Genomic DNA, 14,458 nt, shown 5'->3' with positions numbered 1-14,458 from the left:
CACATCGCTTCGGCGTCGGCGCACCTATTCTCGAATGATCTCCGCGCCAGCGGCCCCGGCCGGATCGATCTGGCTGGCGGCGTTGAAGAACAGTTCGATCAACTCGTTCCGTTCGTCCTTCAGGGCGAACACGACCTCGTCCACCGTCGACCGGATGTCGCGGATCAACAGCCTGCGCACCGTATCGGTGCGGTAAGTCCCGAAGCGCCACATGAAGCCGACGCCGATCCCCAAGGCCACCGCCTCATAGACGGCGTCGCGGGTGTCGGCGATCAGCTGCGGCTCGGGGGACAGGCCGGTCGCACGGAAGGCGCGGTCCACGACCTTCTGGGTCGAGGAGCCTTGCGAGCGGAAGATCAGCGGCAGCCGCGCCAGTTCTTCGAGGCTGACCTCGTCGCGCAAACCGGTCGGGCTGTCGGCGGAGACGATGCCCACCACCTCCTGCGACAGCACGCGCGCGGTGCGGAACCGGCGATCGTTCGGCAGATCGGGCAGCACCGCGACATCCACCTCGCGCCGCAGCAGGGCCGCGAGAATGTCCTGATGCGAGCCGCTTTCCACCGAGACCGTCAGCGAGGGGTGCTGGCGCAGCAGCTGGTGGACGATCGCGATGCCCGGCATCGAATTGCCCAGACCGACGCGTAGCCTGCGCCTGCCGGTCGGGCCCCGGCGCTCGAGGATGCGCAGCGCGTCATGCTCGGCCTCGCGCATCCGGGCGCCGATGTCGCAAAGCTGCTCGCACAGGGGCGTGGCACAAAGGGTCCCGTTGAGCTTGTCGAACAGCCGCACGCCGAAGGCGCTCTCGAGATCGCGAATCTGCTGCGCGACTGCGGAATGCGACACCCCCAATCGGCGCGCTGCGGCCGAAAAAGAGCCCTCCTCGGCGACCGCAGTCACCGAGCGCAGGCGGGAAAGCGACAGGGCGCTCGCCAAAGATCCAACCGAAGCTTTCATCATCCGACGGCTTAGCTTGCAGATGTAACATCCACGTCACAGAAACTCGTCAAACCGTGAGCAGTCCGGGGCGACGCCCCATCACCGCATGAACAGACGCGCATCGCGCGAACGGGGCCGAGGCCCTGAACGGAGAGGATTTGCCCATGACCCAGCCTGTCGGATTGTCCGAGTTCCTGTCAGGGCCGCTCCCCGAACGTGCTGCGGTTCTGGCCGATCTCGATGGCTGTCTGATCGCTGGGGACCGCGTTCTGCCCGGCGTGCCCGAGTTGATCGAGCGCTGCGGCGAGCGGCTTTGGGTCGTCTCGAACAATTCCACCGACACTGCCGAGCACCTCTCGGCCCGGCTCGGCCTAATGGGGATCGCGGTAGCTGCCGAGCGCATGGTGCTGGCGGGGGAGGAAACGCTCCGCAATCTGCAGCGCCGTCGCCCCGGCGCGCGGGTTGCACTTTTCGCCGCGCCGCCGCTTGTCACGCTGGCGCGCAAGCTGGGGCTGGTGCCCGACCGGGCGCAGCCCGAGCTGGTGCTTCTGGCGCGCGACACCGGTTTCAGCTTCGCCGACCTCACGGAACTCACCGCGATGGCCGCGCGGGGCCTGCCCGTGCTGCTGAGCAATCCTGACACGTTCCATCCCGGCCCTGACGGCACGCCCCGACCCGAGACCGGCGCCCTGTGGGCCGCGGCGCGCGCCGCAGTGCCCGCCGCCACCGCGTCGAGCCTCGCCAAGCCCGCCCCCGATCTGGTCCACGCCGCGCTGTCCCGCGCCGGGGTCGCGCCGGGCGCGGCTGTCTTCCTTGGCGACACGCCCGAAACAGATGGCCGCGCCGCCGCCGCCGCCGGGGTCGAGTTCGTCCTGCTCGCCCGGCCGGGTGGCGTGACCCTCGCCCAGGAGATCGTGACATGCTGAGCTACACCCTGCGCACCCTCGTCCGGATGGCGCTGACCTTCTTCGTCATCGTCACTCTGGTGTTCTTCGCCACGCGCCTGTCGGGGAACGCCATCGATTTCCTCGCGGGCGAGGGCATGACCCAAGAGGACCGCGAGATCCTGATCCGCTATTACGAGCTCGACCGATCGCTCTGGGACCAGTATTTCGCCTTCCTGCGCGCCTTCCTCGACGGGAATTTCGGCCTGTCCTTTATCGAGCGCCGACCGGTCATCCAGATCGTGGCGGAGCGGTTGTGGCCCTCGGCGCAGCTCCTCCTGTCGGCGATTGGGCTCACGCTCGTCGTGTCGCTCCCGCTGGGCATGATCGCCGCGATCTGGCGCAAGCACTGGCTGGGCAGCGCGGCGATGGTCGTGGCCTTCCTCGGCTATGCGGTGCCGAACTTCATCCTCGCCGTGGTGATGGTCTTGGTCTTCGCCTACTGGCTGAACTGGCTGCCGGTGGTGGGCAATGGAACGCCGCTGCATTTCATCATGCCGACGCTGGCGATGTCGGGAGTTCTGATCGCGGCGCTCACGCGCTTTACCCGCAACGCCATGCTCGACGTGCTGGGGCAGGACTTCATGCGCACCGCCCGCGCCAAGGGCCTGCCCGAGCGTGCGGTGATCGTGCGCCACGGATTGCGCAACGCCTCGATCACGCTGCTGTCGGTGATCGGTCTTCAGATCGCGGGGCTCGCCGCCTCCGGATCGGTGGTGGTGGAATCGATCTTCGCCTGGCCCGGCATCGGCGACCTGCTCGTCTCCTCGGCGATCCGGCGCGACTACCCGGTGCTCCAGTTCGGGGTCATCACCGTCGCCATCGCCGTCATCCTCATCAACGCCGCCATCGACCTTGCCTACGCATGGGCCGATCCGCGCCTGCGCCATCAACTCAAAGGGTGATCCGATGACCATGGCCCTCAACACTCCCGCGCCTTCGGCCCTGCACCGCCTTTGGACCGGCACCAACGTGATCCAGAAAGTCGCCTTCGCGGTCGGGCTGGCCCTCTTGCTCATGGCTTTCCTCGGCCCGCTGATCGCGCCGCATGATCCCAATGCGCAGAGCCTGCTCTCGCGGCTGCGCCCGCCGATCGGCTTCGACCGGGCGAAGATCGCCTATCCGCTGGGCACGGACGAGCTGGGCCGCGATGTTCTCTCGCGTAGCCTGCACGGATTGCGCCTGACCCTGATGCTGGCGATCCTCGGCGCGCTGCTCGGGCTTCTCGTCGGCGGGCTGCTCGGTCTGCTGGCAGGCGTGGTCGGCGGACGCACCGATGCCGCGATCATGTCGGCGGTCGATACCCAGATCGCGGTGCCCTTCACGCTGATCGCGCTGTTCACGCTGGCGATCTTCGGCAGCTCGCTTCAGGTGATGGTCATCGTCCTCGGCCTCGCCGGCTGGGAGCAATATGCCCGGATCGTGCGCGGCGACGTGCGCCGCCTGATGCATCTGCCCTTCATCGAGGCCGCCCGTGCCGCAGGCGCCAGTCCGCGGCGCATCGCCTTCACCCACCTGCTGCCCAATATCGTCTCGCCGCTGGTGGTCCAGTTCACGCTGTCGCTGTCGAATATCGTGCTGCTCGAAAGCACGCTGTCCTTCCTCGGCCTCGGCGTGCAGCCGCCCACCGCGACGCTTGGTTCGATGGTCGGCATCGGTCGCGACTACATGCCGACCGCCCCCTGGATCGTCATCGTCCCCGCCGCGCTGATCGTGTTGCTGACCTTCGCCGTCCAGGTGGTCGGTGACTGGTTACGCGACAGCGTCGACGTGCGCCTGCGCGCACGCTGACACCCCGCAACAAGAACAGAAGGCCGCAAGTGCCCGTCGTCAAACCCTGCAATGGAGATACCAATGCTCAGACTGCTCGTTTCCACCGCTCTTGCCGCCGGCATCGCTGCCGCTGGCGTCACGGGGGCTCAGGCCCGCGAACTGAAAGTCGGCGCTGCCAACGTCGCCAAATATCTCGATCCCGGCCGCGACCACTCGAATGTCGGCTCGCAGTTCTACTACAACACCTTCGACACGCTGATCGACAAGGATCACGAGAAGATCGGCGGCGAATGGCGCCCCGGTCTGGCGACCGAATGGAACCTCGTTTCGCCCAAGGTCATGGAGTTCAAGCTCCGTCAGGGCGTGACCTTCCAGAACGGCGAAGCGATGACCGCCGATGACGTGGTCTTCTCGCTCAACCGCATGTATCAGGCCACCTTCCCGCCCTACATGGTGCGTTCGAAGGACCGTCTCAACAACTTCGAGAAGGCCGAGAAGGTCGACGATTACACCGTCCGCATCACGGTGAAGCGCGAAGAGCCGCTTTGGGAAACGCTCGTGGACCTGCAGCAGGTCATGATCATCCCCGAAGACTACACCAAGGGCCTGACCGGCGATCCGAACGTGGCCGAAGACAGCGATTACGAAGCCTTTTCGATGGCTCCGGTCGGCACCGGCCCCTATGCGATCAGCGAGTTCAGCCCCGGCGAGCGCGTGGTCTATACCCGCTTCGACAATTTCTGGGGCGACAAGGCGCCGCTGGAAAAGGTCTCCGTGATCCATATCCCGGAAACCGCCTCGCGCATTACCGCGCTCAAGACCGGCGATGTGGATATGATCACCAATGTCGCGCCCGACCAGCTGTCGCTGATCGAGGCCGACCCGAGCATCAAGGCCGCGGGCAGCGTCACGCCGCTGTTCCACGTCATGATCATGAACACCAACCATCCCAAGCTGCGCGATCCGCGCATCCGTCAGGCGCTCAGCCTCGCGATCGACCGCGACGCGCTGAACGAGGCGCTCTGGCTCGGCAAGGCCGTCGTTCCCTCGACCCACACGATGAAGGAATACGGCGATCTCTACATGCCGGAGCTGAAGACCTTCGAATACAATCCCGAGAAGGCCCGCGAACTGCTGAAGGAAGCTGGCTATGACGGGTTCGAGATCACCTATGACACCGACCCGGTCTATTACACCAACGGCCTTCTGGCCGCGCAGGCCATCGTCGAGATGTGGGCGCAGGTCGGCATCAAGGGCAAGGTGAACGTCGCCGAGAAATGGACCGGCAACAGCAAGGACATGATGACCCGAAACTGGTCGAACCCGATGTATTTCGCGGACCCCTTCGGCTCGTTCGGCGTCATGTGGGCCCCGGATGCGGCCTCGGAATCGGAAGGCCGTTTCACCACCGACGAAGCCTATCGCAAGACCTGGGACAAGTTCCGCTTCTCCAAGGATGTCGCGGATCGTCGCGCCGCCTATGCCGAGCTGATGGATCGCATCAAGCAGGACCCGCCGGTGCTGCCGCTCTATCGCCCCTATGAGAGCTGGGCGATGCGCAAGGATATCGCCTGGGCGCCGAAGCCCGGCCACATCCCCTATGTGCTCGACTTCCGCGCCGGGGCGATCTCCTTCGCCTCCAACTAACGCTCCCCGCCCGTCGCCGCTTATGCGCGGCGGCGGGCACCTTCCCCCAACTCTTTGGAAAGTTTCAGCATGTCCACCCGTATCGCCATCGTCACTGATATCCACCATGGCAAGCCCTCGACCGCGAAGCGCGGCGACATGGCGCTGCCCCTGATGGAAGACTTCGCCCGTTACGTTCGCGACGGCGGCGCCGATCTGGTGCTCGATCTCGGGGACCGGATCTCGGATGAGAACCGCGACACCGACCTGCGTCTGGAAGCCGAAGTGGCCGAGGCGTTCCGCGCCGTCGAGGCCCCGATCCTGCATCTCAACGGCAACCATGACCGCGATCATCTGGAGGTCTCGGATAACGAAGGGATCCTCGGCCAGACGCTCGATCACGGGGTCGTCGATATCGGCGGCTGGCGCATCGTCCTGTGGCGCGCCGATACGCGTATCCGCCGGATGCCCGACTATTCCGGCTTCGTGCTGACCGAGCCCGATGTGGTCTGGCTCTCGCGCACCATGCAGGCGAGCGACCGTCCGACGCTCGTGGTCAGCCACGTGCCGATCTCGGGCCATTCGCAGCTGGGCAACTACTATTTCGAGAACAACCCGGCCAGTTCGACCTATCCGATGGCCGAGCGCGCCCGTGCCGCCCTGTCTCGCGCGAAGGTGCCGGTCGTCTGTCTTGCCGGTCACGTGCATTGGAACACCGTCACCACGGTCGACGGCATCACCCATCTGACCCAGCAATCGCTGACCGAGAGCTTCACCACCGAGGGCGAGCCCGCCGGCGCGATGGGGATGATCGAACTGGGCGACAGTTTCCGCTGGGAGGTCGTGGGCGACGATCCCTTCTCCTTCGAGACCACCCCCCGCCATCGCCGCTGGACGCCCCCGCTGCCGTCCTTCGCAGACCACCCCGAGGCACGCGTCCGCCGCGCTGCCGCAGCCGCGAGTTGATCCATGAGCCGCGCACCGCTTCTGTCAGTCCAGAACCTGAGCCTCGCTTTCGGCTCCCACACCGCGCTGTCGGGGCTCAGCTTCGACATCGCACGCGGCGAGACCGTCGCGCTGGTGGGGGAGTCCGGCTCGGGCAAATCCGCCACCGCGCTGGCGCTGATGCGCCTGATCGAACGCGAGGGCGGGCGCCTGACTGGTGGGCGCATCGATCTGGATGGCGACACGCCGGTCGAGATCACGGCGCTCGAGGAACGCGAGATGCAGCAGGTGCGCGGCAACCGGATCTCTATGATCTTTCAGGAGCCGATGACCGCGCTCAACCCGGTTATGCCGCTTGGCGAACAGGTGGCAGAAGTCTTGCGCCTGCATCAGGGGCTGGACCGCAAGGCAGCGCTGGCGGCGGCCCGCGCCGCGTTCGAGCGGGTCAATATCCCCGAACCCGATCGGCGGCTGGTGCAATATCCGCACGAGCTGTCGGGCGGTCTGCGGCAGCGCGTCATGATCGCGATGGCGCTGGCCTGCCAGCCTGATCTGCTGATCGCCGATGAACCGACAACCGCGCTCGATGTGACGACGCAGGCGGAAATCCTGTCGCTGATCAAAGAGTTGCAGGAAGAAAGCGGAATGGCCGTGCTGTTCATCACCCATGACATGGGGGTGGTGGCCGAGATCGCCGACCGCGTCGTCGTGCTGTGTCGCGGCGAACAGGTCGAAACCGGTCCGGTCGGGCAGATCTTCGCCGCTCCGCAGGCCGAATATACCCGCAACCTGATGGCTGCGACGCCGATGCTGGGCGCGGGGGCTCCGAAACGACCGCTCAGCGCCGATGCGCCGCTCCTCGAAGTCGACCGGCTGTCGGTTCGTTTCCCGGTGCGCCGCGCCGCTCCGGGACGGCCTGCGCTCGATTATCACGCGGTCAACGAGGTCTCGCTGACCCTCGGGCGTGGAGAAACGCTCGGGCTGGTGGGGGAATCCGGCTGCGGCAAATCCACCTTGGCGCGGACCTTGCTCGGGCTCGAGGCAGCGTCTGGCGGGCGGGTCCGGCTGAGCGGGCAGACCCTGACCGGCCTGACAGCGCAAGAGCTGCGCCCGCTGCGCGGAAAGATGCAGATGGTCTTTCAGGACCCCTATGCCAGCCTCAACCCGCGGCTCCCGGTCTACGATCTGATCACCGAGCCTGCCCATATCCGCAGCCCGATGACGCGCGCGGAGCGGCGGGCGATGGCGGGCGAGCTGCTGGAGCGGGTCGGGCTGGAAGCCGCCGCGATGGACCGTTACCCGCACCAGTTCTCCGGCGGGCAGCGCCAGCGGCTTTGCATCTGCCGCGCGCTCTCGGTCAAACCGGCGATCATCGTCGCGGATGAGGCGGTTTCGGCCCTCGACGTATCGGTCGCGCGCCAGATCACCGATCTGATCGCCAAGCTGCAGCGGGAGGAGGGCGTCTCGTTCCTCTTCATCTCCCACGATATCGCGGTCGTCGAACGCGTCAGCCACCGCATCGCCGTGATGTGGGCGGGGCAGGTCGTCGAAACCGGGCCGACCGACACCGTGCTGAAGAACCCGCTGCATCCCTATACCCGACGGCTCCTGTCGGCGGTGCCGCATCCGGACCCGCAGCGCAGACCGCTCCAGCGCGAGCGCGCATCCGACCTGAAAACGCCGAAGCTTCTGCTGCCGCGCGCCACAGACCCCGAGCGCATCGCGCTGCGTGAAGTCGGGGAGGGGCATTTCGTGGCCATCCGCGACACGGTCGAGCTGATGGCCTACCAGTCGATGGCAAGCGCCGCGCCAGAAGCGGTTCGCGAAGCGGAGCGCGAAGGCGTCGGGAGCATGGTTTTCTAGCCGTCTCGGAGTCGTCGGCGCTGGGCTACCCAGATCGCCGCTGCTGCAACTGACCCGCCACCGAACTTTCGTCCAGCGCCTTCAGGAAGAGCGAGAAGAGCTGCGCCTGAGACGAGATCGACAGCTTCCGGTAGGCGTTCTTGCGATGGACCTTCACCGTCTCGTCGCTGATCTCGAGATTTGCGCCGATCGCCGTGGTCGAATAGCCACGCAGCACCATCGCAATCACCTCGGTCTCGCGCGGGGTCAGAACGCCACCGGCAATCCGGTCGAGCAGGACCTGCAGAGGGGGCAGGGCGGTCTCCGCCGCATCGTCGCGCGCCTCGCGCGCTGCCGTGACGCCCCAATGGCCGCGCATCAGGGCTTCGATGACTGGGCCCACCTCGGCGAGACGCGCCCGCTCGCGCGCGCTGAAAACCGGCTGGCCGCGTTCCCGGGCGAAGCTGATCACTGCGACCCGCTCCGGTCCAATCGCGGCGAAGATGCCGATCTCGTCGCGAATGCCGGTGCGGCTGTAATGCTTGGCGTAATATTCCGACTGGAAGAACTTGTCCGGCGCCATCTGTCGAAGACCGGCCATCCCCGAGCGCCGCCGTTCGGTCTCGGCGTAGAACGGGTCGAGCAGATACGGACCGGTGCAGTAATCCCAAATCACGATCCGCGCCGCATCCGGCGGCAGGTTGTGGTAGAGCGATTGCGGCGTCGCGTTGCCCTCATAGGCAAAGACCATGCAAATCTTGTAGGGAAACAGCGTCTCCGTCGCCCGGTCGAGCGTTCGGGCGAATTCTTCGGTCCCCATCGCAGTGATCGCATCTGCGACGCGCTCATTCCATCCTGACATCGTTCCCGGTCTCGCTTGTAATCCGCGGCGCCCGTTGCGGGGAACGCGGCATACCCCTCGGGGGGTATTGGTAGGCTCAGCCAAGGCTCTAAGCTGAACCCGATCAGGAAAAAATGGAATGCTGCGGAATGCAAGCTGATACCCCCCATCATGTCGATATGCACGAAATGCTCGATCGGATCGGCGCGCAATATGTGCATATCGGGATTTTCGATCAGGACGGGATGTTCCGCGTCAAACGGGTCGCGCGCGAAAAGGCGGAGAAACTGGCCAAGGGCGGCTACCCGTTCTGCGATGTGCTCTACAATTGGGATAGCGCCGAGGAGACCTACGGGAGCGGCGACTATACCGACGTGCCAGCGCAGCTTTTCCCCGAGACGGTGCGCGCCTGGCCCTTTGAGGGCGATCAGGCGATCTGCATCGCTGATTACGCGATGCCCTTCGGAGAGCGGTCGGGACGAAATCAGTTAATCCGCCAACTCGAGAAGGCTCGCGATATGGGTTTCTCGGTCCATTCGGCTTTCGAGTTCGAGTTCAACCTGCTCGACGAGGACGCGGCGAGCCTGCGCGAAGGCGGGTTTGCCGAGCCCAAACATTACGCACTGGGCAACAAGACCTACTCGCTCGAGACGCTGGCGAATGAGCACGGTCTGCTCGATGGGCTCGTGGCGATGATGGAGAGCCTCGGGATCGGTCTCGACGCTCTGCATACCGAACTTGGCCCCGGCTGTCTCGAAGTGCCGCTGACCCATGCGCCCGGGGTCAAGGCCGCCGACGATGCCGCCTTGTTCAAGAACTTCGCGAAGACATACTTCCGGCGCCACGGGCTCACCGCCTGCTTCATGTCGAAGTTGAATGAGAACCTCTCGGGGCAGTCCGGGCACCTGCATGTCTCGCTGCGCAACCTAACCGACAACAGCCCCGCCTTCGTCGATCCCGGCGATGCGGATGGGCTGAGCCAGACCGCCCGGCATTTCATCGCAGGATTGGTCGCTTTGATGCCGGAGATGCTCGCGCTGTGCAGCCAGACGGTGAATGCCTATCGCCGGATGGTTCCGGGGATGTGGGCGCCCACGGCGGCCTCCTGGGCGATCCAGAACCGCACGGTCGCGGCGCGGGTGATGAATGACAGCCCCGATGCGACCCGCGTGGAGTTCCGTGTGCCATCGGCAGATACGAACCCGCATCTGGCCTTGGCCATGTGCCTCGGAGCCGGGTTGTGGGGGATCGAGAACGAGCTCGATCCGGGCCCGCCTGCCTCCGGTGATCAGTATCTTCTGGACCCGTCGCCCGACACCCGTTTCCCGAGCGATCTCGGCATGGCCGCCGAGCGGCTGAACGAAAGCAAAGTCGCTCGGGCGATTTTCGGCGACGTGTTCATCGACAGTTTCGTGCGTGCGCGGCGCCACGAATACGCTTCTTTCCTTCGCCATGTGAGCACTTGGGAACGGGAAAGATACCTAGAGGTCGTCTGAAACAAGAAAACAAAGCTGGCCTTGATCCAACCAACCGGGAGTAAAGAGAGATGACAAAGTCCAAGGGAATACCGATGTTTTCACCCAACCGCCGCACGTTCCTGCAAGGCATGGGCGCGGCAGGGCTCGCGGGGGCAGGGTTGATGCCGCGAAAGGCACATGCCGCCACCTCCATGAAGTTCATGTGCTGGGAGGGTTATGACAGCCCCGAGATCATCAAGCCCTTCGAGGAGGCGAACGACGTTTCGATTTCGATCGACCTCATCACCGACAGCCCCGGCGGGTTCGCCAAGCTCGCAGCCGGCGCATGGCGCGATTTCGACGTCGTGGCCACCGACAGCCCGTGGGTGCAGCGCATGGGCCCGGCCGATATCGGGGAATTCCTCGACGATGCCGAGTTCGCCGATGTCTACGAGAGCTTCTATCCCCAATTCCGCGCCCCCTTCGCGCCGCTGGATTTCGACGGGAAGACCACCGGCCTGCCGACGCGCTGGGGCTGGGTCGGGCCGACCGTCAACACCAAATATGACAAGCTCGAGAACTGGAGCAGCTACGCGCCTTGTTTCGATCCGGCCTACAAGGACAAGATCTGTGTGCTCGACTGGGGCGACTGGCCGATCATGCCGATGGCGCTCTACGCCGGAATCGATCCCTACAAGGAGCTCGACGACGCCGAGCTCAACGAGATCCGCCTCGTGCTGCGCGCGCTCTTCAAGAACACGCGGGCGATCGTCGGTGACCTCTCGGTCGCACAGAAGGGTTTGATGGACGGCTCGTTCAGAACCCTGATCGGGGGCGGCACCTACTGCACCTCGGCGCTGCGCAAGGACGGTCAGAAAGAGATCATGTCGATCGTGCCCGAGCCCAAGGACGGCTTGAACCAGGGCATCATCTGGATGGAAGCGGGCGGGATCGTGAAAGACCCGGTCGACGACGCCAAGGCCAAGGCGCTCCTGCGCGACCTGACCTCGCCGGAAGTGGCCGTCAAGCTCGCCTGGACCGAAGCGACCTGCAACCTCGTGCCCTCGCAGGAAGCCGAAGCTCTGTTCACCGACGAGCAGAAGGACGTGCTGCAGATGGATTACATGTGGGAGGCCTGGGACAAATCCCACTTCCACAGCGTGGCGCCGAATATCGACCAGATGCTTGAGATCTGGTCTCAGGAACTGGCTGCTGCGCGTTGATCTCCCGATTTGCATGGGCGGTTTCGCCGCCCTTGCTCCCTTTCTGAGACAGGAAGTCCCCCTTGGTTTCTCCCATCATCAAAGCCACCGGAATCGACAAATACTACGGCACCTATCGCGCGCTGACCGATATCTCACTGGAAGTCGCCAATGGGGAGTTTCTGGCCCTCGTCGGGCCTTCGGGCTGCGGCAAGACCACGTTGCTCAAGATCCTGGCCGGTTTCGAGGACCTGTCGGCGGGCAGCCTCGTGATCGACGGGGAGGATATGACAGAGATTCCCGCCTCGGCCCGGCCGACGCGGATGGTGTTCCAGAAGCTCGCGCTCTTCCCGCACAAGACCGTCGCGCAGAATATCGGCTTCCCGCTGCATCTGGCCAAGCGCCCAAAGCCCGAGATCGACGCGGCCGTGCGCCGGATGCTGGAGCTGATGCATCTCAAGGAGAGCTACCTCAACCGCTACCCGCACGAGCTGTCGGGCGGGGAACAACAGCGCGTGGCGCTCGCGCGGTCGATGGTGTCGCAGCCGCCGGTGCTGCTGCTGGACGAACCTATGAGCGCGCTCGATGCGAAGCTGAAGAAATCCCTGCAGGCCGAACTCAAGCACCTGCATCGCCATGTCGGGACGAGCTTCGTCCATGTCACGCATGACCTCGAAGAGGCAATGATGCTCGCCGACCGGATTTGCGTCATGCGCGCGGGGAAGATCGTGCAACTGGGCGAGCCGTCCGAGATTTATTACCGCCCCGCGAATGCCTTCGTGGCCGGGTTCATCGGGGATACCAACCTGCTGCCCGCCAAGGTCACGCGAGAGGGCGATGCGTTCCGGTTCGCCTGCGACGTTCTCGATTGCGCAAACCCGATCATTGCTGCCGATCAGGTCGCGCCCGGTGTCGCGGCGGGGGCCGATGCGGCGCTGATGATCCGTCCGGAAATGCTGCGCCTGCTTGCGCCGGGCGAAAGCGCCGACTGCACCATCACCGGGACGGTGAACGAGTATTTCATCCGGGGCGCATCGATCCAATATCGGATCGCGGCGGCCGGAACCGAGATCGTGATGGATATCCCCGGCACCTCCACCTTGCCGGCGAAGCAGGGCGATCCGGTTAAGCTCGGCCTCGCGCTGGGCGAACTGTTCGCCGTGGAGGCGTAAGCGATGGCCGAGATACAGAAATCCTGGCGGGACGGGGCATTGCGCCTGTCGACCTTGCCGCTCCTGCTGCTGATGGGGCTGTTCTTCGTGATCCCGCTGATCATGACGGCGCTCCTGAGTTTTCAGGGCACGCAATATTACCGGCTCGTCTGGACTTGGGATCTGAAGGTCTGGACCGACGTGTTCAGCCAAGTCCATTACTGGACGATCATGTGGCGCACATTGATGATGGCGCTGGTCTGCACGGTGCTTTGCACCATCCTCGCGATCCCGATCGCCTATGGCATGCTGCATCGCCTGTCGCGCTGGTCCGACCATATCACGCTGCTGATGGTCTTCGCCTTTCTCACCGACGCGGTCCTGAAGACCTTCGGTTGGGTGCTGTTTCTCGACCGCTCCGGCGTGTTGAACGGCACGCTCGAGGCGATCGGGTTCCCGCCGGCCGCGGTGAACGTGCTCTTCACGCCGAACGCGACGATGATCGGCATGGTCTACAACCTGCTGCCCTACACGATCTTCACCATCGCGCTCTCCATGGCGCGGATCGACGGAGATCTGGTGCTCGCGGCACGTGACGCGGGCGCGTCCCGGCTGCGCGCCTTCATCGAGGTGACCTTGCCGCTTGCCAAGCCCGGTATCTGGGCCGGGGCGGTTCTGGTGTTCGTCCTCAGCCTCGGCGTGTTTCTCGAGCCGAAGGTGATGGGGGGCGGGACGTCCCCGCTCGCGGCGGAACTGATCCGCCAGAGCTTCGAGACCCGCGTGAACTGGCCCCTGGGAGCGGCGCTGACGCTCGTGCTGATCGTGATCGGGGCGGCGGCTTTGACGGTGGCTGGAGCGGTCGCGCTCTGGCAGGCGCGGAGGGGGACGAATGACTGATCGCATGGAAAAGCGAATTGCGGATGTCCTGCTTTACGGCTCCGTGTTCGCCGCGCTGATTTTCTTCTACATCCCGATTGCTACGCTGGTGCTGTTCTCCTTCACCAAGAGCCGCTTCCTGTCCTGGCCGATCCCCGAATTCTCGACCCGCTGGTATGGCGAGTTGCTGGCGGATCGCGATTTCTGGTCCGCGCTTGGCAATTCGGCGCTTCTCGCGGTGCTCGCGACGGTCTTCGCGACGCTTCTTGGCATCGGGGGCGCCTTCGCCTGGAGCCGCTACAAGTTCCGCTTCCAATGGGGTTTCCGCATCCTGACCTTCGCGCCGCTCCTGTTCCCGCAGCTTCTGCTGGGCGTTGTGATGCTCTTGTGGTTCTCGGTGCTGGCCGGCTGGCTGAACATGTCGCCCGGGCTTTGGTCTGCGGTGATCGGGCATGTCATCTACATCACGCCGTTCTGCATCGTGATCATCTCGGTGCAGATGCAGGGCTATGACAACACGCTCGACTATGCCGCCGAGGATGCAGGGGCGACCCGCTGGCAGATCCTGCGGGAGATCACGCTTCCCCTGATCTGGCCGGGGATCTTCTCGGCTGCGATCTTCGCCTTCCTGCTGTCTTGGGGGAATTTCTACATAACCTACAGCCTCTCGGGCTCGACACGGACGCTGCCGACCTTCGTCTTCTCGGGGATCGCCGTGGGCTCGTCCCCGATCTACCCGGCCCTCGCCACGCTGACCTTCATCCCCGCCTTGGTATTGATCTTCGCCGTCGACAGGTTGCGCAAACGCGCCGCCCGTCGCCGCCTGAGCGCGATTGCCGAGAGCTGATCACTTCGACAGGACCTT

Annotated in this window: 13 protein-coding genes; 11 read left to right on the top strand and 2 right to left on the bottom strand. The window is 64.9% G+C overall.

The features are described 5' to 3' along the window. Window positions 1–24 precede the first annotated feature (24 nt). Window positions 25–933: a LysR family transcriptional regulator gene (locus tag BMI87_RS04585; RefSeq protein ID WP_246832642.1), complete on the bottom strand. Its 909-nt coding sequence runs from the start codon at window positions 931–933 to the stop codon at window positions 25–27. Window positions 934–1,100: 167 nt separating this feature from the next. Here BMI87_RS04585 and BMI87_RS04580 point away from each other — a divergent pair, with 167 nt between their 5' ends. From BMI87_RS04580 to BMI87_RS04560, 6 genes are all read left to right on the top strand, one after another. Beyond that, complete coding sequence (locus tag BMI87_RS04580; protein WP_078519950.1) at window positions 1,101–1,862, top strand: HAD-IIA family hydrolase; 762 nt, start codon at window positions 1,101–1,103, stop codon at window positions 1,860–1,862. After that, window positions 1,856–2,785: an ABC transporter permease gene (locus BMI87_RS04575; protein ID WP_078519949.1), complete on the top strand. Its 930-nt coding sequence runs from the start codon at window positions 1,856–1,858 to the stop codon at window positions 2,783–2,785. The genes BMI87_RS04580 and BMI87_RS04575 overlap by 7 nt, the downstream gene beginning before the upstream one ends. 4 nt (window positions 2,786–2,789) lie before the next feature. Next, window positions 2,790–3,671, top strand: a complete 882-nt coding sequence (locus BMI87_RS04570; RefSeq protein ID WP_078519948.1) for an ABC transporter permease — start codon at window positions 2,790–2,792, stop codon at window positions 3,669–3,671. 63 nt (window positions 3,672–3,734) lie between these two features. Beyond that, the gene (locus BMI87_RS04565; protein ID WP_078519947.1) at window positions 3,735–5,300 is read left to right on the top strand and encodes an ABC transporter substrate-binding protein; all 1,566 of its coding nucleotides are present in this window, start codon (window positions 3,735–3,737) and stop codon (window positions 5,298–5,300) included. Window positions 5,301–5,369: 69 nt separating this feature from the next. After that, window positions 5,370–6,245 (top strand): metallophosphoesterase, encoded by an 876-nt coding sequence (locus tag BMI87_RS21965; protein WP_083078686.1) that lies wholly within the window; start codon window positions 5,370–5,372, stop codon window positions 6,243–6,245. Window positions 6,246–6,248: 3 nt separating this feature from the next. Further along, the gene (locus tag BMI87_RS04560) at window positions 6,249–8,087 is read left to right on the top strand and encodes an ABC transporter ATP-binding protein (protein WP_146681498.1); all 1,839 of its coding nucleotides are present in this window, start codon (window positions 6,249–6,251) and stop codon (window positions 8,085–8,087) included. A 25-nt stretch (window positions 8,088–8,112) separates the two neighbouring features. Here BMI87_RS04560 and BMI87_RS04555 read toward each other — a convergent pair whose 3' ends face one another. Then, a complete protein-coding gene (locus BMI87_RS04555; RefSeq protein ID WP_078519946.1) occupies window positions 8,113–8,928 on the bottom strand; it encodes a helix-turn-helix transcriptional regulator in 816 nt (271 codons plus the stop codon). A 128-nt stretch (window positions 8,929–9,056) separates the two neighbouring features. Between BMI87_RS04555 and BMI87_RS04550 the strand changes: the two genes are divergently transcribed. From BMI87_RS04550 to BMI87_RS04530, 5 genes are all read left to right on the top strand, one after another. After that, window positions 9,057–10,403 carry a glutamine synthetase family protein gene (locus BMI87_RS04550; RefSeq protein WP_078519945.1) on the top strand — a complete coding sequence of 449 codons (1,347 nt, stop codon included), beginning with the start codon at window positions 9,057–9,059 and terminating at the stop codon, window positions 10,401–10,403. A 74-nt stretch (window positions 10,404–10,477) separates the two neighbouring features. Beyond that, the gene (locus tag BMI87_RS04545; RefSeq protein ID WP_168175158.1) at window positions 10,478–11,587 is read left to right on the top strand and encodes a PotD/PotF family extracellular solute-binding protein; all 1,110 of its coding nucleotides are present in this window, start codon (window positions 10,478–10,480) and stop codon (window positions 11,585–11,587) included. 62 nt (window positions 11,588–11,649) lie between these two features. Continuing rightward, a complete protein-coding gene (locus tag BMI87_RS04540) occupies window positions 11,650–12,738 on the top strand; it encodes an ABC transporter ATP-binding protein (RefSeq protein WP_078519943.1) in 1,089 nt (362 codons plus the stop codon). Between the two features lie 3 nt (window positions 12,739–12,741). Continuing rightward, a complete protein-coding gene (locus BMI87_RS04535; RefSeq protein ID WP_078519942.1) occupies window positions 12,742–13,614 on the top strand; it encodes an ABC transporter permease in 873 nt (290 codons plus the stop codon). Further along, complete coding sequence (locus BMI87_RS04530) at window positions 13,607–14,440, top strand: ABC transporter permease (protein ID WP_078519941.1); 834 nt, start codon at window positions 13,607–13,609, stop codon at window positions 14,438–14,440. Before BMI87_RS04535 ends, BMI87_RS04530 begins: the two co-directional genes overlap by 8 nt. Window positions 14,441–14,458 lie beyond the last annotated feature (18 nt).

Origin of the sequence: Thioclava sp. F28-4 (assembly GCF_002020045.1) — a bacterium.
GTDB classification, from domain to species: domain Bacteria; phylum Pseudomonadota; class Alphaproteobacteria; order Rhodobacterales; family Rhodobacteraceae; genus Thioclava; species Thioclava sediminum.
The sequence above is the reverse complement of the archived record's forward strand: the minus strand, read 5'-3'. Positions and strand labels throughout refer to the sequence as shown.

What these genes read in the sequence shown, in the direction of transcription:
- BMI87_RS04530 (WP_078519941.1), top strand. Translation starts at nt 13,607, where the DNA reads ATGACTGATCGCATGGAAAAGCGAATTGCGGATGTCCTGCTTTACGGC.
- BMI87_RS04580 (WP_078519950.1), top strand. Translation starts at nt 1,101, where the DNA reads ATGACCCAGCCTGTCGGATTGTCCGAGTTCCTGTCAGGGCCGCTCCCC.
- BMI87_RS04575 (WP_078519949.1), top strand. Translation starts at nt 1,856, where the DNA reads ATGCTGAGCTACACCCTGCGCACCCTCGTCCGGATGGCGCTGACCTTC.
- BMI87_RS04570 (WP_078519948.1), top strand. Translation starts at nt 2,790, where the DNA reads ATGACCATGGCCCTCAACACTCCCGCGCCTTCGGCCCTGCACCGCCTT.
- BMI87_RS04565 (WP_078519947.1), top strand. Translation starts at nt 3,735, where the DNA reads ATGCTCAGACTGCTCGTTTCCACCGCTCTTGCCGCCGGCATCGCTGCC.
- BMI87_RS21965 (WP_083078686.1), top strand. Translation starts at nt 5,370, where the DNA reads ATGTCCACCCGTATCGCCATCGTCACTGATATCCACCATGGCAAGCCC.
- BMI87_RS04535 (WP_078519942.1), top strand. Translation starts at nt 12,742, where the DNA reads ATGGCCGAGATACAGAAATCCTGGCGGGACGGGGCATTGCGCCTGTCG.
- BMI87_RS04550 (WP_078519945.1), top strand. Translation starts at nt 9,057, where the DNA reads ATGCAAGCTGATACCCCCCATCATGTCGATATGCACGAAATGCTCGAT.
- BMI87_RS04555 (WP_078519946.1), bottom strand. Translation starts at nt 8,928, where the DNA reads ATGTCAGGATGGAATGAGCGCGTCGCAGATGCGATCACTGCGATGGGG.
- BMI87_RS04545 (WP_168175158.1), top strand. Translation starts at nt 10,478, where the DNA reads ATGTTTTCACCCAACCGCCGCACGTTCCTGCAAGGCATGGGCGCGGCA.
- BMI87_RS04560 (WP_146681498.1), top strand. Translation starts at nt 6,249, where the DNA reads ATGAGCCGCGCACCGCTTCTGTCAGTCCAGAACCTGAGCCTCGCTTTC.